This is a genomic window from Yersinia hibernica (assembly GCF_004124235.1).
Lineage (GTDB): Bacteria > Pseudomonadota > Gammaproteobacteria > Enterobacterales > Enterobacteriaceae > Yersinia > Yersinia hibernica.
Window position 1 is genome coordinate 4,454,474 of record NZ_CP032487.1, and the last position, 18,873, is coordinate 4,473,346.

An 18,873-nucleotide genomic window follows, 5' to 3' on the forward strand; every position below is an offset into this window, starting at 1 on the left:
TTGACCTGAGTTGAATATGAAAACAATTCTCACTATTATTATTTTAATCATTACGCCTTGTTTATCGACGCTAAATAATGCGAGTTGCAGGACAGTCGCTAGCCCATATGCGGCTGAGAATATGACCAGGGAAATACGCTGCATTCTGGTACGCCAATCACGATAATTAATGACCTATATCTCAAGAGGCTCTTATGCATTTGATCCCACAGCGTTCCTACAAAATTGTTGGTTTCTCACCTGAAATTAGCCCGGCTTATCGGCAGAAATTATTGTCTCTGGGTATGCTGCCCGGTTCTTCATTCAATGTTGTTCGCCTTGCGCCCTTAGGTGACCCCATTCAGATAGAAACCCGGCGGGTGAGTCTGGTGGTACGTAAGAAAGATTTGGATCTGCTGACACTCGACCTGCAACCCTAATATTTCAGGTCAACGTCTTATTCTGACTACGAGGTGATGCCACAAAGCCGCCTTGCACACTTTAATTTATTGATATTACGTTGGATCATGAAAGCACTCACCATTGGCCTGATTGGCAACCCGAATGCGGGGAAAACCACCCTTTTCAACCAGTTAACCGGTGCTCGTCAGCGGGTAGGGAACTGGGCGGGGGTCACTGTTGAGCGCAAAGAGGGCCATTTCAGCACCGCGCAACATCAGGTCACCTTGGTTGACCTGCCCGGCACATACTCGTTAACCACCATTTCAGAGCAAACGTCGCTGGATGAGCAAATTGCCTGCCACTATATTTTGAGCGGCGAAGCTGACCTGCTGATCAATGTGGTTGATGCAGCCAATCTGGAGCGAAACCTTTACCTGACACTGCAACTGATAGAATTAGGCATCCCCTGCATTGTGGCACTCAATATGCTGGATATTGCCGAAAGCCAGCACATTCATATTGATATCACAGCACTTTCTCAGCAATTGGGTTGCCCAGTGATTCCGCTGGTCTCCACCCGAGGCCGCGGTATCAATGAATTAAAAAACAGTATTGATGAGTTTCAGCCCGTGACCGACAAAGCACTGGTTAACTACCCGCCGGCGCTGCTCCAAGAAGTGGATAAACTGGTACAAGAAATGCCGGGATCCTGGCCAGTACAGCAACGCCGCTGGTTAGCACTGCAAATACTGGAGGGGGATATCTACAGCTTGACGCGCGCGGGTATCACCTCATCGCGGGTAGCATTGGCGCGAGAAAATCTGCAACAAAAACAGCATGAAGACCCAGAACTGGTGATTGCCGATGCCCGCTATCAAAGTATTGCCCACATTTGCGACCGCGTGGGCAATTCCCAGCAAGCTGAGCCCAACCGCCTGACACAAGCGCTGGATAAAGTCATCCTCAACCGCTGGCTGGGCGTGCCTATCTTCTTGTTTGTTATGTATTTAATGTTTGTATTAGCCATCAATATTGGTGGGGCTTTACAACCCATATTTGATCTCGGCTCGGCGGCTATCTTTATACAGGGGATACAATGGGTCGGTTATACCCTGCATTTCCCAGCCTGGTTGACCATTTTTCTTGCTCAAGGTGTCGGGGGCGGGATAAACACGGTGCTACCGCTGGTGCCGCAGATTGGTATGATGTATTTGTTCCTCTCGTTTTTGGAGGACTCCGGTTATATGGCTCGGGCCGCATTTGTTATGGACCGGCTGATGCAGGCGCTGGGGTTACCGGGTAAATCTTTTGTGCCCCTGATTGTTGGCTTCGGCTGCAATGTCCCGTCGATTATGGGGGCACGCACCTTGGATGCCCAGCGCGAGCGCTTGATAACCATCATGATGGCGCCATTTATGTCCTGTGGAGCGCGACTGGCTATTTTTGCCGTCTTTGCGGCGGCATTCTTCGGGCAAGACGGCGCGAGCATCGTCTTTTCTCTCTACTTGCTGGGAATTGCCGTGGCCATCCTCACCGGCCTGGTACTCAAATACACTATCATGCGCGGCGAAGCATCACCCTTTGTGATGGAATTGCCGGTCTACCACGTGCCACACCTCAAAAGTCTGCTATTACAAACCTGGCAGCGGCTGAAAGGCTTTGTGCTGCGCGCCGGGAAAGTCATTGTCATTGCCAGTATTTTTATTGGCGGCCTGAATAGTTTTTCTTTCAGCGGCAAAGCGGTGGATAGCATCAATGACTCAGCGCTGGCTGCGGTCAGTAAAGTGCTGACCCCATTACTGACCCCCATGGGCATCCATAGTGATAACTGGCAAGCAACCGTCGGCTTAGTCACCGGGGCGATGGCGAAGGAAGTGGTGGTCGGGACATTAAATACCCTGTACACCGCCGAACAAATTAAAAATGAGCCCTTTGATGCCGAAAACTTCCATTTATGGCGTGAATTAGGTGGCGCGGTTGATACCACCTGGCAGGGATTAAAAGAGACCTTTAGCCTCAGTGTGTTATCTAACCCAATTGAAGCCAGTAAAGGTGATGGCGAAATGGCGGTCGGCTCGATGGGGATGATGAGCAGCAAGTTCGGCTCCAGCATTTCAGCCTACAGCTACCTGATTTTCGTCTTGCTGTATGTGCCTTGTGTCTCGGTGATGGGGGCGATTGCGCGGGAAACCAGCCGAGGCTGGATGACGTTTTCAATACTGTGGGGGCTGAATGTTGCTTACTCACTGGCCACGTTGTTCTACCAAGCTGCCACCTTGCGCGACCATCCACAACAGAGCCTCAGCATTATCGCTTTAGTTATTATTATTAATGTTTTGATCTTATTTGGTTTGCGCCGTGCGCGGAGTCGGGTCACGGTGAGATTACCCAGTAATACCCCCACCAGCAGCTGTTGCCAAAGCTCTGGCAATGATTGCCACTAATGAGGAGGTGCTATGACCAGCCTACTGCAATTGCGTGATGCAATCGCCCTCAGCGGCAGTGCGGATGCAAATCAACTGAGTCATCAACTGGCGATGCCGTTACCTCTGGTTGAGGCTATGCTGGAAAAGTTAACCGCCATGGGCAAAATTGAGCGGATTGAACAAGATAATAGCGGGTGCCTCACCGGCAGTTGCCGCAGCTGCCCGGAGGGGCTGAATCAATGTAACACTGTGATTTATCAATTAAAAAATAAATTTTGAGTGAAATGAGATGCCCGCCTGGACATCTCTAGCAACATTATTTGTAAACATCCGCATCAGCATCAAACTTCGTCTTCTCGCGCTCGGCAATAATCACGTAATACTTACCGCCTTTCTCATCTGCCAATTTAGACAGTTCTTGCTTCACATCCATTGGTGATGTTGCTTCACCCGAGGTCGAAATAGTGCCGATCTTCTCGTAATTCTTCGCTTCTTCTTTAGTGATTTCTTTCGCCGCCATCGCGCCAAAAGAAACCCCTGTCACCACCAGAGCTACCGCCAGATTTTTCAATAAACTCATACTGAACACCTCGAAAATGAATGATTAATGTGTATCAATATTGTACTAATGCATTAGCAATTATTAATGATATTTAATATTTAGCCATTAAATCGACGATTAAATTTCCCTTGCCCGCCTTTTCCAACAGTTGCCACCGCCCACTCTCTGGTGCTAAAAACCCAGACAATAGAACACTAGCCGTGGTTCTGTCGCAAACAGTGCTGTTGTGAGAAATCGATAATTTGTTCTGAAAATTCATCAGGATGGGAAACAAATGGCGCGTGAGCGCATCCTTTCATCACCACGGATTGGCTATGCGGCCATTTGCTGTCTAATAATGAGGCCACTTTGCGGGGGACTAATCCATCCAGATAACCGTAAATGCGCAAGCAAGGAAGATAACTGTTCGCCAGCCCTTCGCGTAAATCTGCGGTGCGCAGAATATCCAGCCCCCCGGTCAACACCTCCACTGCTGGCATCTGATGCTGCAGCACCACGGCCTTCAACAAGCGGGCATCCTGGCGCGCACTTTCCGTCCCCAATGTTTGCAGGGCCAGAAAACGCTCAACAGTTCGCTGGAAATCCTCACTGAGCTGCTGCTGGAAACCCGCCAGCACTTCTGGGCGGATACCCGGCCATTCATCGTGAGCAGTAAAACACGGCGAAGAAGAAACGGTTATCAGCCCACGGACGCGCTCGGGGCGGCTCAAGGCTATCTGATTGGCAACCAACCCGCCCATTGACCAACCCAGCCATATCGCCTGTTGCGGCGCTTGTTGTAAAACAATCTCAGCCATGTCAGGCAATGACATCGCCCCAAAATCATGGCTGCGCCCATAGCCGGGGAGATCAACCAAGTGCAGGCGAAAATGCGGCGCGAGTCTGTCAATAATGCAATGCCATACCTCGGCATTCAGCCCCCATCCGTGCAGCATCACAAGATCAAGACTGCCCTCACCACAGGTGTTCCAATAGAGTTGTTTCATGCGTTAGTATCCTGTCGCCTTAGCCTTTCATCAAGGAAGATGTCTATGCTAACAATCGTCAGTCCGTGTTGGCTATGCCAGCAGCCGTTATATCACTCTAAACACGGTATTTGTTGCTACTGCCGCCGCCATCTGCCCCAGTTGCCACCCTGCTGCCCTTGCTGCGGTTTGCCGAGTCATAACCGTGTTTTGCTTTGTGGCCGCTGCCTTAGCAACCCACCGCCTTGGAGCAGCATCACTTTTGTCAGCGATTATGCCCCCCCATTGAGTGAACTCATAAAAAGGCTAAAATTTAGCGGGGTAACTTCACTGGCTCCGGCATTGGCCCGCTTATTGTTACTGCGCAGGCTCGATACCTGGCGACACGGTCATGCCACAAAACCGGACAGAATCATCAGCGTACCGCTACACCGCTGGCGCTGTTGGCGGCGCGGATATAACCAAACAGACTTATTAGCCCGCCCATTAGCACACTGGTTGGGTTGTCATTACAGCAACACCACCTTACGTCGTATCCGGGCAACCCCGCCGCAACAACAATTAAACGCCGCAGAGCGACGTAAAAATATGCGGGGAATATTTCGCTGCACGACATCAGTTCGCGGCCAACATATTGCTCTGCTGGATGATGTTGTGACAACAGGCAGTACACTGAATGAGATTGCCAAGTTACTCTGGGCCCAAGGGATCGCCTCACTGCAGGTCTGGTGTATTTGCCGAACCTTGTAGTCACCCTAACAATGGGCGTATTATAACCGACAAGAGTAGTCAACTATTGAGCAGATGCCATGATCACAATAACAGATGCAGCACAATCTCATTTTGCCAAACTGTTGGCAAATCAAGAAGAAGGCACCCAAATCCGCGTATTTGTTATCAACCCCGGAACACCGACCGCTGAGTGCGGCGTGTCTTACTGCCCACCGGATGCCGTTGAAGCAACAGATACTGAACTGAAATTCGAGCAGTTATCAGCTTATATTGATGAGCTGAGCAAACCTTATCTTGAAGATGCTGAAATCGATTTCGTCACTGACCAGCTAGGTTCACAACTGACACTGAAAGCCCCTAACGCCAAAATGCGTAAAGTGGATGACAATGCACCGCTAATGGAGCGGGTCGAGTATGTTCTGCAATCGCAGATTAACCCGCAGTTAGCCGGTCACGGTGGCCGAGTCACTTTGATGGAGATCACGCCAGATGCATTGGCTATCCTGCAATTTGGTGGCGGTTGTAACGGCTGTTCCATGGTTGATGTGACGTTGAAAGAAGGCATCGAGAAAGAACTGTTGCAGAAATTCCCAGAATTGAAGGGCGTGAGAGATTTGACCGAACATCAGCGCGGCGAGCACTCTTACTACTAATATTCGCTTTCATACCTTGGTTAAGGCCTTTTGGCTGACAAGATGCAAAACAAAGGGGAAGCGCCGTTAAGTGCGATTCCCCTTTCAGTTGTTAATCAAAATCAGGCCAATATTAGCCAGCCGAAACATTCTTGCGGCGTTTATCCAAATCTTTCAATAAGCGATTAACTTGGCCGTCGGCAAACATCTCTTCTAATGTTGCTGCCAATTTACGCCGCCAGTTTGGGTATTCATCACTGGTGCCCGGAATGTTGACCGGTGCTGCCATATCCAACCAGTCTTCCGGTTGCAGCCCCAGCAGCGCACTCGCACTGTCAGCAACATAGCGCTGTAATCCACGATTAAGCACCGGGTTCATTGAAAGTAATGATGCTTTATGGCCCACTTTCTTGGGCACGCAATCATAATGATGCAGCCCTTCGAGCAAACCTTGCTTAGCGCGCTCTCTATCAAGATAAAGCTGCTTCAATATCAGTTGGTCCGGATATAACCCTAGCTCATTTCCCAACTTCAAATCATCACTTTGCCAATAGCCCCGTAAGGTCGGTAAATCATGTGTCGTGATGGTTGCCATCGCTTGCACAGGATAAGACTGCGGAGCACGGAATATATTTTCGCTATCATGCTCAAAATACAGTACTTTGTAAGAATACACCCCACTGTCGCGCAGCTTGCCAACAATCTCTACTGGCACTGTGCCTAAATCCTCACCAATGACCATGCAGTGGTGGCGCTGACTCTCTAAAGCCAATATCGCCAGCAGATCGTCAACCGGATATTTAACATAGGCACCTTGATCAGCCGTGTGGCCGTAAGGAATCCACCATAGGCGCAATAATGCCATTACGTGGTCAATACGCAGCGCGCCACAACTGGTCATATTGGCTCGCAGCAAATCGATGAAAGGCTGGTAAGCACGGGCCACCATGACATGCGGGTCCATGGGCGGCAAGCCCCAGTTTTGGCCCAGCGGCCCTAAAATATCAGGCGGAGCCCCTACTGAAGCTTTAAGACAATATAACTCGCGATCACACCAAGTTTCAGCCCCGCCCTCCGCCACACCGACCGCCAAGTCACGATACAAACCCAGCGGCATTTTTTGTGTTTGGCTGGCGCGGAAACAGTCATCAAACTGGCTGGCAGCCAGCCACTGTAACCACAGATAGAAGTTCACTTCCTCGGCATGCTCACGGCAAAAATCGGCCACTCCCGAACTGTGCCCTTCACGGTATTTTTCCGGCCACACCGGCCAACCCCACATCATCGGGTCATTTTCACTCAAATGAGCATGTAAGGCATCAAAAGCAGCCTGTTGATGCAAGCTACTGCCCCCTTGCTCAACAAACCGATGGAATGCCTGTACCCGTGTATCTTTGGCTTTGCGGGCGGTAAAAAGCGGGAAGGCCAAACGTAAAGCCCTCAGCTTGAGTTGCATGACCTGCGGATAATCAACCCATGCGCTAGCACGTGCTTTAAGCACTGCGTTTTGTGTCTCGGGCTGATGCCACCACATCTGTGCCGCTTCGCTGTGCTGGAATTCATCCACCCGATTAACATCAATATAAATCACATTCAGCCAGCGCCTGGAAGAGGGGCTATAAGGGCTGGCACTTTGTGGATTGGCCGGATACAGCGCATGAATGGGATTAAGACCAATAAAGGCACCACCGCGCTCACCCACCTGCTGCAACATCTGGTTTAAATCGCCAAAGTCGCCAATCCCCCAGTTGTTCTCGGAACGCAGGGTATATAGCTGAACACAGGCCCCCCACAGCTTTTTCCCGGCCAGCAAAGCATCCGGCTCATAACAGCGTTTCGGGGCCACGATAACCGAGCACTGCCACTGTTGTAAGCCCTGCTCCAGCACCAAACGGTGATAACCCTGCGGCAATGAAGCCGGCAATGTCAGCGTTTTTTTGGCACTGATTCGCCCTTGGTGCAAATCACCCTTTTCTGTCTGTAACTGCCAGTGATAATCGCCTGATCCCGCCATTGGCAGCTGCATTGGGCTGCCAAAAGTAAATACTTTGACCGGTGGTAATGGTGCTTTTTCTGCCTGAGAATCTGGAAGCACACTCGTGCGCCCCATGGCCGCCAATAACTGCTGCTTGGTTTGTGCCGAAATAGCCTGCGGCTTACCATGAGCATTGATATAATTGGCGGCTATCCCTGCCAGTGTCGCTGCTTGATCGAGCGATTTACGATCCATGCAGTCTTCTCCTTAACGTTTGGCTTGCCAGATTCGCGTCTGATAGTCGCGAATTGAACGGTCAGAACTGAACATCCCCACCCGGGCGGTGTTAAGAATGGTACGGCGAGTCCATTCATCCTTATCGCGGTACAGGGCATCAATTTGCTTCTGTGCCTGACAATATGAAGCAAAATCAGCCAGTACCAGATAAGGGTCTCCCCCGTCCAACAGGCTGTGCAGCATCATGTCAAATGCGTGTTTATCACCTTGGCTAAATGCACCGCTGGCCAGCTCATCCAGAATACTTTTCAGGTGTGCATCAGCTTTCAAATAACTCTTTGGTTTATAACCTTTCGCCAGAATGGCTTTTACCTGCTCAACCGTGTTACCGAAAATAAAGATATTCTCGTCACCCACCTGCTCAGCAATTTCAACATTAGCGCCGTCCAATGTGCCAACGGTCAATGCGCCATTCAGGGCCAATTTCATATTGCCCGTCCCGGAGGCTTCTTTACCGGCAGTTGAAATCTGCTCGGACACATCTGCCGCAGGGATCATCAACTCCGCCACCGAAACCCGATAGTCAGGGATGAAAACAACTTTTAGACGATCTTTGACGATAGGATCATTATTGATCTTCTCAGCCGCCTGATTAATAGCATAAATAATATTCTTGGCTAAATAATAACCCGGCGCTGCTTTAGCACCAAACAGGAATACACGCGGCGCAATATCCAGCTTCGGGTTGTCGCGGATCTGGCGATACAGCGACAGAATATGCAACAGATTCAAATGCTGACGTTTATATTCATGCAAGCGCTTAATCTGCACATCAAAGATGGCATCCGGGTTAATGGTTATCCCCATGACGCGCTTAACATATTCAGCGAGCTTAACTTTGTTGTCGTATTTGATTTGCTGATAGCGGTGACGGAAAGCTTTATCTGCGGCATAAGACTCAAGCCCGGCTAATGCATCCAGATTATTTGCCCATTCCACTTGCAATGTGTCGTCAATCAAACCAGACAGCGCCGGATTACACTGCTTCAACCAGCGGCGCGGCGTAATACCATTGGTAACATTGTGGAATTTATTTGGCCATAATTGATAGTATTCTGGGAATAAATCTTTGATAACTAAATCAGAGTGCAACTGCGCAACACCATTGACCGCAAAGCCGCTCACCACACACAGGTTGGCCATCCGCACTTGTTTATTATGGTGTACAGCCAGCTTGGCCCAGACAGCTTCATCACCCGGCCATTGTTTATCCACCAACTGTTTAAATTGCGCATTGATCTGCTTAATAATGACAAAATGGCGCGGTAACAAGCTGCGCACCAGTTTTTCATCCCAGCACTCAAGGGCTTCTGGCATCAAGGTGTGGTTGGTGTAGGCGAAGGTTTTACTGGTAATCGCCCAAGCCGCATCCCAGCTCAGCTGATGTTCATCCAGCAAGACACGCAGCATTTCCGGGATAGCAATAGTCGGGTGAGTATCATTTAACTGAATCACTTCATAGTCAGGCAACTCAGCCAGCTTGCGGCCCGCCAGATGGTGCTTGCGCAAGATATCGGCGACCGAACAAGCACATTGGAAATATTGCTGCATCAAGCGCAAGCGCTTACCGGCCAGATGATTATCATTCGGATACAACACTTTAGTCAGCTTTTCGGCTTCAACACCATTTTTCTCTGCCAGTAGGAACTTACCGTCATTAAAATCAGTTAAATCAAATGGATGTTGATGAGTCGCCTGCCATAGGCGCAATGGCTGAGTGACCCCATTGCGATAGCCCAGCACCGGCAAATCCCATGCTTCACCGCGTATAGTAAAGGCCGGGCGCCATAACTGGCGGCCATCAGACTGTTTCTCCAGCTTGCCACCAAAACCGACATCCACAGCCAATGCGGCATTGTGGCGGAACCAGGGGTAGCTTTCGCGCTGCCAATTATCGGGTGCTTCCTGTTGCTGACATTCACTGAAAGATTGGCGGAACAGGCCGTATTGATAATTCAGGCCATAACCGGTCGCGGGCTGCTCAACAGTCGCCATCGAGTCAAGAAAACAAGCCGCCAGACGCCCCAAGCCACCATTACCCAATGCAGGGTCGGTTTCCTGCTCTAGCAAGTCACTCAGATTAACCTTCTGCTCCGCTAGCAGTGCCTCGACTTGGTCATACCAGCCTAGGTTAATCAGGTTATTTGCTGTTAACCGGCCAATTAAAAACTCCATCGAAATGTAGTTCACATGGCGCTGCACTTGGGCGGTTTTACCCGGTGCTGGCTGCGCAGACAATTGTTCGGCTAATGCGGCGCTAACAGCTTCCCACCATTGGTGTTGGGTCATTTGCTGAGCCGAAGTTAAGCCAAAACGCTGCCACTGGCGGGTCAGTGCGGCCAGGAAATGTTCCTTTTTAAGCATAGGCTGTGACATAGGGAGGTCTCTATCCTGTGAGTTGGGTAATTTTACCCTTATCCTGCCAATGAGAGCTGACAAGATCATCATCCTGCCGGGGGATTAGCTGGGGATGAGTCGTAGGGCGTAGCTAAAATTGTGATCCGGTGCAACTTACAGCCATAGGAAACATTAACTCTGTTGCAATAAGATGGCCGTTATCAGACCTTAGCAGTGCTGATTAATTACGAGGCTAAAAATAATTACTCTTATGAATGCCTGTAACAACTCACGACAAATGGATTTATCAATCGCCAGGACATCTTCTCACCGGATCCCATTTAAACCGGATACAGCATGCTGATCCCATCAAAACTGAGCCGCCCGGTACGGCTGCAAAATACCGTGATACGCGATCGCTTGTTAGTGAAGTTATCGGGTGTCGCCAATTACCGTCTGACCTTAATCAATTGCCCAGCAGGCTATGGCAAAACGACACTGATCGCCCAGTGGGCGGCCGACCAATCTGATCTTGGTTGGTATTCTCTGGATGAAAGTGACAATCAGCCAGAGCGCTTCGCTACCTATTTAATTGCCGCGATACAATTGGCGACCAGAGGCCATTGCAACAAGAGTGAGGCTCTCAGCCAAAAACATCAATATGCCAGCCTTGCTGCGCTGTTCGCCCAATTATTTATCGAGTTGTCCGATTGGGATGGCCCGCTGTATCTGGTGATTGATGATTATCATCTGATTACCAATGACGCCATCCATGAAGCTATGCGCTTTTTCCTGCGCCATCAGCCGGAAAATCTAACGCTAATTTTGCTCTCTCGAACCTTGCCGCCATTGGGGATTGCTAACCTGCGGGTGCGCGACCAACTGTTGGAATTGGGCATGCAGCAGTTAGCCTTTACTCATCAGGAAGCGCAGCAATTCTTCGATTGCCGCCTCTCCGTGCCGCTAGAGCAAGGGGATAGCAGCCGCTTGTGTGATGAGGTTGAAGGCTGGGCAACGGCGCTGCAATTGATTGCTTTGTCATCTCGCCAACCCAATTCCTCAGCACAAAAATCGGCCAAACGGCTGGCCGGCTTGAATGCCAGCCATTTATCAGATTATCTGGTCGATGAAGTGCTGGATCAGGTCGACAGTGACGCGCGTGCGTTTCTATTGCGTTGCTCGGTATTGCGCTCGATGAATGATGCCCTCATTGTGCGCCTGACCGGTGAAGATAACGGCCAGCAACGGCTAGAAGAGTTAGAGCGCCAGGGGCTATTTATCCATCGCATGGATGACAGCGGTGAATGGTTCTGCTTCCATCCTTTGTTTGCCACTTTCCTGCGCCAGCGCTGCCAGTGGGAACTGGCGTTAGAGCTGCCCGAATTGCACCATGCGGCAGCTGAAGGTTGGATGGCTCTGGGCTATCCTGCAGAAGCCATCCACCACGCATTAGCGGCCGGTGATGTCGGCATGCTACGTGATATCTTGCTGCAACACGCCTGGACACTATTTAACCACAGTGAGCTAGCCCTGCTGGAAGAATGCCTCACAGCCCTGCCCTACTCTTTATTGGTGCAAAATCCTGAGCTGGCATTGCTGCAAGCTTGGCTGGCGCAAAGTCAACATCGCTACAGCGAGGTCAATACCTTGCTTGAGCGCGCCGAATCAGCCATGCAGGAACGTAAAATTCCTATTGATGAGATTCTGCGCGCTGAGTTTGATGCGCTACGTGCTCAAGTGGCTATCAACGCCGGTAAGCCGGATGAGGCCGAAAAACTGGCAACAGATGCGCTGAAGTATCTGCCAATGGCTAACTTTTACAGCCGCATTGTCGCCACTTCAGTCACTGGTGAAGTTCATCATTGCAAAGGGGAACTGAGCCGCGCGCTGCCCATGATGCAGCAAACTGAGCAAATGGCGCGCCGCCACGAAGCCTATCACTGTGCGCTATGGGCGCTATTGCAGCAGAGTGAAATTCTGATTGCACAAGGGTTCCTGCAAGCCGCATATGAAACACAAGATAAAGCCTTTGATTTGATTCATGAACAGCATCTTGAACAGCTGCCGATGCATGAATTTCTATTGCGAATTCGCTCACAAATCTTGTGGTCTTGGTCGCGGCTGGATGAAGCCGAAGATGCCGCGCGCAAAGGTATCGAGATCTTGGTCAACTACCAGCCACAGCAGCAGCTACAGTGCCTGGCGATGCTGGCAAAATGCTCACTGGCGCGCGGGGATCTGGATAACGCCAATATGTATATTCAGCGCTGCGAGGCGCTACAACACGGCAGCCAATATCACCTCGACTGGATTACCAATGCTGATAAACCCCGGGTTATTCACTGGCAAATGACCGGGGATAAAGTCGCGGCGGCGAATTGGCTGCGCCAGGCACAAAAACCGGGGATGGCTGATAACCACTTTTTGCAGGGGCAGTGGCGTAATATTGCCCGCATCCAGATTATGTTGGGGCGATATAATGAAGCAGAAGTGGTGCTGGAAGAGCTCAATGAGAATGCCCGCCGCTTACGGTTGACCAGTGACCTGAATCGTAATCTATTGTTAAGTAACATTCTTTACTGGCAAACCGAGCGGAAAAGTGAAGCGCAGAAAGCCCTGATTGAGTCCCTCTCCTTGGCCAATCGCACCGGCTTTATCAGCCATTTTGTGATTGAGGGTGAGGCGATGGCACAACAGCTGCGGCAACTGATTCAACTGAATGCCTTGCCCGAACTGGAGCAACACCGCGCCCAGCGCATCCTAAAAGACATTAATCAACATCATCGGCATAAATTTGCCCATTTCGATGAGATTTTCGTCGATAAGCTGCTCACGCATCCACAGGTTCCCGAGCTGATTCGCACCAGCCCGCTAACCCAGCGGGAATGGCAGGTGCTAGGGCTGATTTACTCCGGCTACAGCAATGATCAAATAGCCGGTGAGCTCGACGTCGCCGCGACCACCATTAAAACGCATATTCGTAATTTGTATCAAAAATTGGGGGTCGCCCACCGGCAAGACGCGGTACAGCAAGCACAAAGGTTATTACAGATGATGGGCTATGTTTAGTTAGCCGCAGGGTGAAATCGCCCTATCTTAACTTTCCACGTTAAGGCTACGCTGACAATGTTCGCGTAGCTTATTGATATTAGATATAATTTTATTAACTCGCTCTGACTCTATTTCCGCCTCTTTTCCTTCGAATTTTTGAGAGCTAACTCTTAATTTATTAATAATATGGTCAACAAAATTAATTTCTTCTTCGGAGTCATTTTGGGGTTGGAACATCTGATTGACCATACTCTGTTTTATTGAGTTTAAGTTTTTTTTGATCAATGCAACTTGCTGACTTTCAAAATCGTCATCAACTTGCAATTGCTTAGCCTCCTTCAAAGCATTAATCACACAATTATTAATATATTGACGACTTCTCTCTTCGGTTTTCGCATTAATATTCATCACTCTAAATATTTCATTTACATCAATTAATCCATTTATTTTTTTAATATCATCATAGACCCCACCAATAAATTTATACCTTTCAACCCTATTATCATACTTATCTTTAACTAATATTGAGTTTAGATTAGAGTCAATTTGTTCAAATAAAGTCGTCATCTCATGATACGGGCAACTAGTATAATGATTATAAACCTTAATTTTATTATCATCATTACTATTTATTTTTTCAAATGCTAATAAAATTAACTCATGAGTATTATCTCTAATGGGAATTTCTAATCGCGTATCGCCATCATAAGACAAAATGAATCTTTCTAATTTAGTCTCTTCATTTTTAATATCAACCATGATTTTTGCATTATATTTCTCTTTGCTATACTCAGGTTCTTTTGAACATGTGTCTATTATGGTATTGAGCTCGCGACTGATTGCACTTCCAAATACACTTTCTTCATCACTATGATGTATAACATCTTTTTTACTAAAATTGATTTCATCGCTGCATGTACCAGTATCTTTCTTTTCTATCACTTCAATAACATTTATTTTTGAATTGTTGATTTTCTCTTCGTCCCAAGACGTTAACCAGCAAGAGTCAAGTGTGATTTCTAGGCGTTTATCATTGCAACATATTTCTATACTTTTGAATTTTCGATCACTGCCTTCATAACGAAAATAAAAAATAGTATTTTCTTTTATATTGTCAGGTAGGAATTTTTTAAAAATATCTAATAATTCAACTGGGCTATGTGCCAGGTGATTCTCATGCATAAATTGGTTTAACTTAGCCAATCCTTGGCCTTTTGTTTCATAGCAAAGTACCATTCTTAAAAAATCAAAGATCTTATCCTTAATGGAAAGATTAGCATTGAATTGTTCAGGTTTGCTTTGAAGAGAATCTAAATCATGACAGCTTAATTTATGGCTGGAAAAATACCCTGCCGTGATATCACCCATTAGAAGTACCCCTCTCTCTTTTTGGACAAGTCTATCCCTTTCCCTAAATTTTTCTTTTAAATACCACCTTATTTTATGAATTATGTCCTTGAAAAGGACCTCAATATCCTTACATAAGTTATTTGTTTTTGTCCGTCAAAAATCGCTTACAATAGAGCATTAAAATCATTTATCTGCTTCAGGATTTAAAGGCGTTATGGAACAGTTTGAAACAATGAGTGTTGAGCAAGCGCATAGCCGTTTGAAAGAAAACAAGGCGGTTTTAGTTGATATCCGCGATCCACAAAGTTATGAAGCCGGCCACGCCCCCGAGGCATTCCATCTGACCAACAGTAGCTTGCATACTTTTATGCAACAAACTGATTTTGAGCAACCGGTGATGGTCATGTGTTATCACGGCAATAGCAGCAAAGGCGCGGCGCAATATTTGCTGCAACAAGGTTTCGAGGCGGTTTACAGCATTGATGGCGGTTTTGAAGCTTGGGCCAAAAGCTATCCACAAGAAATCATTCGTGAAAATGCCTGATCTTTATTGTTCGTTTGTGGTGCGTTATTCGCAACAAGCAGACAGATTGTGATATTTTTAAGGACATTGATTAAAATCTCGTGATGCGGTGGTAGGCAATATGGTTCGTGTAATCGCAATATCTAATCGACGTCTGGCGCAAGCCTTTGTTGATTATATGGCCACCCGCAATGTGGCACTGGAAGTTCGGCCTGATGATCAAGGTGCTGAAATTTGGCTCGCCGATGATGCGCAATTGCCTCTGGTGCAGCATGAGCTGGAGCAGTTTTTACTGGATCCTCTCAATTCGCGTTATCAGGCGGCCAGTTGGCAGTCGGGTAATCTGCATTCTCATTTGACCTACCAGCGTTTTTCTTACCTTCAGACGCTGCGACAAGCCGGGCCACTGACTCTGAGTGTCATGATTCTGTGTATCGCCACCTATATTCTGATGCAAATCGTCGGGGATGCCGCCGTGATGTCTTGGCTGGCCTGGCCCCGAGATAGCAGCCAGTATCTGCAAATTTGGCGGTGGGGCAGCCATGCTTTATTGCACTTTTCACTGCTGCACATTCTGTTTAATCTAATGTGGTGGTGGTATTTGGCCGGGCAGATGGAAAAACGCCTTGGCAGCGGCAAATTGCTGGTATTAACTGTTGTGTCGGCTTTATTTAGTGGCTGGGGGCAATCCCTGTTTAGCGGGGTAAATTTTGGCGGCCTTTCTGGTGTGGTTTATGCCTTAATGGGCTATGTCTGGCTCACTGGCGAGCGCGCGCCCGAGCGCGGTATTTCATTGCCGCGTGGCTTAATGGCTTTTTCTGTGCTCTGGTTGGTGGCGGGGTATTTCGATATTTTAGGTTTATCGATTGCCAATGCAGCGCATGTTTCAGGCCTGATCATTGGGCTGTTGATGGCATTTTGGGATACGCGCAACAGCGCGAGAACCACACAATAACTGCCTGGAGCAACCAGGCGCATTAGGGGATTATCGTGAAGCAAACGCAGCGGCATGATGCGATTATTGAATTGGTACGCCAACAAGGCTACGTCAGTACTGAAGAGCTAGTAGAACATTTTGCCGTTAGCCCGCAAACCATCCGACGCGATTTGAATGATTTAGCGGATAAAAACAAGATTCATCGCCACCATGGTGGCGCTGCTTTACCCTCCAGCTCAGTCAATGCGGCTTATAATGACCGCAAAGTGATGTGGTCAGAAGAAAAGGCGCGCATTGCACAACGTGTTGCCAGCCAGATCCCCGATGGCGCGACATTATTTATTGATATCGGCACCACTCCCGAAGCGGTTGCCCACGCCCTGATGAATCATAAAGGGCTGCGCGTGGTCACCAATAATTTAAACGTCGCGACATTGCTGACGGCCAAAGAGGATTTCCGGTTGATTCTGGCGGGTGGTGAAGTACGCACCCGCGATGGCGGAATTATTGGTGAGGCTACGCTGGATTTCATTTCTCAGTTCCGCCTTGATTACGGCATTCTTGGTATCAGCGGCATTGATATGGACGGCTCCCTACTGGAGTTTGATTACCATGAAGTGCGCACCAAACGGGCGATTATTGAAAATTCCCGTTGTGTGATGCTGGTAACTGACCATTCCAAGTTTGGTCGTAACGCGATGGTGAATTTGGGGAATATGAATTTGATTGATTATCTGTTCACAGACCAGATGCCCCCAGCCAGCGTCATGAAGATAATTGAGCAGCATGAAGTTCAATTAGAGCTTTGTTGAGGCTTTAAGTGACATTTGGGTCTGGCTTAGGTTGCTAATCGATCTGTTCTCTTTGCTGGCTCCCGAGTCTCAAGCGGTCAAGAGTGTGTAAGCGCGCACTCTTTGCCTCAGCAATTACGTCAGTTTGGCATGTTAACAACCACACCATTCACTGATTCCAACTCCAACTCCAACTCCAATTTAAGTCTCCCCACATCCTGATAACAAAACTGTTACTTCCATCACGCATAAATGTTTTTTTTTGGTTAAGTCTTGGCTTGTTTGTTGGTTTTTGATTACAATCATGAGCGAAAACGAACATTAAAGCGCTGTTTCGAACATCCGGAGGAAGTGAGCATGGAAACCAAAGACTTGATCGTGATCGGTGGCGGCATTAATGGTGCCGGTATCGCTGCGGACGCTGCAGGGCGTGGCCTGTCCGTTCTGCTGCTGGAAGCACAAGATTTGGCCTGTGCTACGTCTTCGGCCAGCTCCAAACTGATCCACGGTGGCCTTCGCTATCTGGAACACTACGAGTTCCGGCTAGTCAGTGAAGCACTGGCCGAGCGTGAAGTGTTGCTAAAGTTGGCCCCGCACATTGCTTTCCCGATGCGCTTTCGCCTGCCCCATCAACCCCATCTACGCCCGGCTTGGATGATTCGTACCGGTTTATTCTTGTACGACCATTTGGGCAAACGCACCAGTTTACCTGCCAGTAAAGGGCTGCGTTTTGGGCCAGAATCCGTATTGAAACCGGAGCTGGTGCGCGGTTTCGAATATTCTGACTGCTGGGTCGATGATGCCCGCTTGGTGGTGTTGAACGCGCAAGAAGTGGTCGAGCGCGGTGGCGAAGTTCGTACCCGAACCAAAGTGACCCGAGCCTGGCGTGAACAAGGCCTGTGGGTAGTGGAAGCCATTGATGTAAACACCGGTAAGACCTTGACTTGGCGCGCTAAAGGGTTGGTAAATGCCACCGGCCCATGGGTTAAACAGTTCTTCGATGATGGGCTGAATCTGAAATCACCTTATGGTATCCGCTTGATCAAAGGCAGCCATATTGTTGTGCCACGGGTTCATAACCAACCGCAGGCCTATATTCTGCAAAACGAAGACCACCGCATTGTCTTTGTCATTCCATGGTTGGATGATTATTCCATCATCGGCACCACTGACGTGGAATACCACGGCTCGCCGCAAGATGTGAAAATTGACGACCAAGAAATTGATTACTTGCTGAAGGTGTATAACGACCACTTTAACAAGCAATTGGGCCGTGATGATATCGTCTGGACATACTCTGGTGTCCGTCCATTATGCGATGATGAATCAGACTCACCACAAGCGGTGACTCGCGATTACACGCTGGATGTGGCTGATGAGGGTGGCAAAGCGCCGTTGCTGTCGGTGTTTGGTGGCAAACTAACCACTTACCGTAAACTGGCAGAGCACGCGCTGGAAAAACTGTCCGGCTACTATCCGAATGTCGGCCCGGCATGGACAAAAAACGGCGCTTTACCGGGCGGAGATATTGGCGGCAACCGTGACAACTATACTGTGCAGCTGCGCCATCGCTATAACTGGCTACCAGAAGGGTTGGCACGCCGCTATACCCGAACTTATGGCAGCCACAGTGAACTGATTCTGGCGGATGCCACCAACATCGAAAGCCTGGGCGAACACTTCGGCCATGGCTTGTATGAAGCAGAATTACGCTATCTGGTTGACAAAGAGTGGGTCGTTGAACTTGATGACGCCATTTGGCGTCGCACCAAGTTAGGTATGATTCTGGATGATGCGCAGAAACAGCGTGTTGCCGAATGGCTGGCAGAAGTACAGGCCGGGAAACAACAGACACTCTCTCTGGTTTCTTGATAGCCACATATTTTACCCTGAATTAAAAATCCCCCATGATGG

The 18,873-nt window shown here is 48.7% G+C and carries 15 protein-coding genes; 10 read left to right on the forward strand and 5 right to left on the reverse strand.

What is annotated here, in order from left to right:
- The first annotated feature begins 194 nt into the window (after positions 1 to 194).
- The 3 genes from feoA to D5F51_RS20985 all read left to right on the forward strand — a co-directional run bounded on the left by feoA (position 195) and on the right by D5F51_RS20985 (position 3,086).
- Positions 195 to 419, forward strand: coding sequence for a ferrous iron transporter A (gene feoA / locus D5F51_RS20975; protein ID WP_004702177.1), 225 nt, complete (start codon positions 195 to 197; stop codon positions 417 to 419).
- An 87-nt stretch (positions 420 to 506) separates the two neighbouring features.
- On the forward strand, positions 507 to 2,825 hold the full coding sequence (feoB, locus tag D5F51_RS20980; protein ID WP_129198858.1) for a Fe(2+) transporter permease subunit FeoB: 2,319 nt from the start codon (positions 507 to 509) through the stop codon (positions 2,823 to 2,825).
- A gap of 12 nt (positions 2,826 to 2,837) precedes the next feature.
- Complete coding sequence (locus tag D5F51_RS20985) at positions 2,838 to 3,086, forward strand: FeoC-like transcriptional regulator (protein WP_129198860.1); 249 nt, start codon at positions 2,838 to 2,840, stop codon at positions 3,084 to 3,086.
- Positions 3,087 to 3,123: 37 nt separating this feature from the next.
- Here D5F51_RS20985 and D5F51_RS20990 read toward each other — a convergent pair whose 3' ends face one another.
- Complete coding sequence (locus D5F51_RS20990) at positions 3,124 to 3,387, reverse strand: YdgH/BhsA/McbA-like domain containing protein (protein ID WP_129198862.1); 264 nt, start codon at positions 3,385 to 3,387, stop codon at positions 3,124 to 3,126.
- Between the two features lie 176 nt (positions 3,388 to 3,563).
- Entirely contained in the window at positions 3,564 to 4,355 is a 792-nt protein-coding gene (gene bioH / locus D5F51_RS20995; protein WP_129198864.1) for a pimeloyl-ACP methyl ester esterase BioH, read from the reverse strand.
- A 45-nt stretch (positions 4,356 to 4,400) separates the two neighbouring features.
- On the opposite strand from bioH, the gene gntX reads away from it, so the two are divergent.
- Positions 4,401 to 5,084 carry a DNA utilization protein GntX gene (gene gntX, locus D5F51_RS21000; protein WP_129198866.1) on the forward strand — a complete coding sequence of 228 codons (684 nt, stop codon included), beginning with the start codon at positions 4,401 to 4,403 and terminating at the stop codon, positions 5,082 to 5,084.
- A gap of 59 nt (positions 5,085 to 5,143) precedes the next feature.
- The gene (gene nfuA, locus D5F51_RS21005; protein WP_005159611.1) at positions 5,144 to 5,719 is read left to right on the forward strand and encodes a Fe-S biogenesis protein NfuA; all 576 of its coding nucleotides are present in this window, start codon (positions 5,144 to 5,146) and stop codon (positions 5,717 to 5,719) included.
- Between the two features lie 112 nt (positions 5,720 to 5,831).
- On the opposite strand, the gene malQ is transcribed toward nfuA, so the two are convergent.
- Together malQ and malP are read right to left on the reverse strand one after the other, a co-directional pair.
- Entirely contained in the window at positions 5,832 to 7,928 is a 2,097-nt protein-coding gene (gene malQ, locus D5F51_RS21010) for a 4-alpha-glucanotransferase (RefSeq protein WP_129198868.1), read from the reverse strand.
- 12 nt (positions 7,929 to 7,940) lie between these two features.
- A complete protein-coding gene (gene malP / locus D5F51_RS21015) occupies positions 7,941 to 10,346 on the reverse strand; it encodes a maltodextrin phosphorylase (RefSeq protein WP_087768561.1) in 2,406 nt (801 codons plus the stop codon).
- Positions 10,347 to 10,664: 318 nt separating this feature from the next.
- Here malP and malT point away from each other — a divergent pair, with 318 nt between their 5' ends.
- Positions 10,665 to 13,376 carry an HTH-type transcriptional regulator MalT gene (malT, locus tag D5F51_RS21020; RefSeq protein ID WP_025376589.1) on the forward strand — a complete coding sequence of 904 codons (2,712 nt, stop codon included), beginning with the start codon at positions 10,665 to 10,667 and terminating at the stop codon, positions 13,374 to 13,376.
- Positions 13,377 to 13,403: 27 nt separating this feature from the next.
- Here the strand turns inward: malT and D5F51_RS21025 are convergent, their stop codons facing one another.
- On the reverse strand, positions 13,404 to 14,726 hold the full coding sequence (locus D5F51_RS21025) for a hypothetical protein (protein ID WP_129198870.1): 1,323 nt from the start codon (positions 14,724 to 14,726) through the stop codon (positions 13,404 to 13,406).
- 196 nt (positions 14,727 to 14,922) lie between these two features.
- Between D5F51_RS21025 and glpE the strand changes: the two genes are divergently transcribed.
- The 4 genes from glpE to glpD all read left to right on the forward strand — a co-directional run bounded on the left by glpE (position 14,923) and on the right by glpD (position 18,831).
- Complete coding sequence (gene glpE, locus D5F51_RS21030) at positions 14,923 to 15,252, forward strand: thiosulfate sulfurtransferase GlpE (RefSeq protein ID WP_129198872.1); 330 nt, start codon at positions 14,923 to 14,925, stop codon at positions 15,250 to 15,252.
- A gap of 100 nt (positions 15,253 to 15,352) precedes the next feature.
- The gene (gene glpG / locus D5F51_RS21035) at positions 15,353 to 16,186 is read left to right on the forward strand and encodes a rhomboid family intramembrane serine protease GlpG (RefSeq protein WP_025376587.1); all 834 of its coding nucleotides are present in this window, start codon (positions 15,353 to 15,355) and stop codon (positions 16,184 to 16,186) included.
- Positions 16,187 to 16,221: 35 nt separating this feature from the next.
- Positions 16,222 to 16,980 (forward strand): DeoR/GlpR family transcriptional regulator, encoded by a 759-nt coding sequence (locus D5F51_RS21040; RefSeq protein ID WP_129198875.1) that lies wholly within the window; start codon positions 16,222 to 16,224, stop codon positions 16,978 to 16,980.
- A 336-nt stretch (positions 16,981 to 17,316) separates the two neighbouring features.
- On the forward strand, positions 17,317 to 18,831 hold the full coding sequence (glpD, locus tag D5F51_RS21045; protein ID WP_025376586.1) for a glycerol-3-phosphate dehydrogenase: 1,515 nt from the start codon (positions 17,317 to 17,319) through the stop codon (positions 18,829 to 18,831).
- Positions 18,832 to 18,873 lie beyond the last annotated feature (42 nt).

Excerpts from the sequence above, each read along its gene's own strand:
- feoA (WP_004702177.1), top strand. The coding sequence starts at position 195 with ATGCATTTGATCCCACAGCGTTCCTACAAAATTGTTGGTTTCTCACCT.
- feoB (WP_129198858.1), top strand. The coding sequence starts at position 507 with ATGAAAGCACTCACCATTGGCCTGATTGGCAACCCGAATGCGGGGAAA.
- D5F51_RS20985 (WP_129198860.1), top strand. The coding sequence starts at position 2,838 with ATGACCAGCCTACTGCAATTGCGTGATGCAATCGCCCTCAGCGGCAGT.
- D5F51_RS20990 (WP_129198862.1), bottom strand. The coding sequence starts at position 3,387 with ATGAGTTTATTGAAAAATCTGGCGGTAGCTCTGGTGGTGACAGGGGTT.
- bioH (WP_129198864.1), bottom strand. The coding sequence starts at position 4,355 with ATGAAACAACTCTATTGGAACACCTGTGGTGAGGGCAGTCTTGATCTT.
- gntX (WP_129198866.1), top strand. The coding sequence starts at position 4,401 with ATGCTAACAATCGTCAGTCCGTGTTGGCTATGCCAGCAGCCGTTATAT.
- nfuA (WP_005159611.1), top strand. The coding sequence starts at position 5,144 with ATGATCACAATAACAGATGCAGCACAATCTCATTTTGCCAAACTGTTG.
- malQ (WP_129198868.1), bottom strand. The coding sequence starts at position 7,928 with ATGGATCGTAAATCGCTCGATCAAGCAGCGACACTGGCAGGGATAGCC.
- malP (WP_087768561.1), bottom strand. The coding sequence starts at position 10,346 with ATGTCACAGCCTATGCTTAAAAAGGAACATTTCCTGGCCGCACTGACC.
- malT (WP_025376589.1), top strand. The coding sequence starts at position 10,665 with ATGCTGATCCCATCAAAACTGAGCCGCCCGGTACGGCTGCAAAATACC.
- D5F51_RS21025 (WP_129198870.1), bottom strand. The coding sequence starts at position 14,726 with ATGGGTGATATCACGGCAGGGTATTTTTCCAGCCATAAATTAAGCTGT.
- glpE (WP_129198872.1), top strand. The coding sequence starts at position 14,923 with ATGGAACAGTTTGAAACAATGAGTGTTGAGCAAGCGCATAGCCGTTTG.
- glpG (WP_025376587.1), top strand. The coding sequence starts at position 15,353 with ATGGTTCGTGTAATCGCAATATCTAATCGACGTCTGGCGCAAGCCTTT.
- glpD (WP_025376586.1), top strand. The coding sequence starts at position 17,317 with ATGGAAACCAAAGACTTGATCGTGATCGGTGGCGGCATTAATGGTGCC.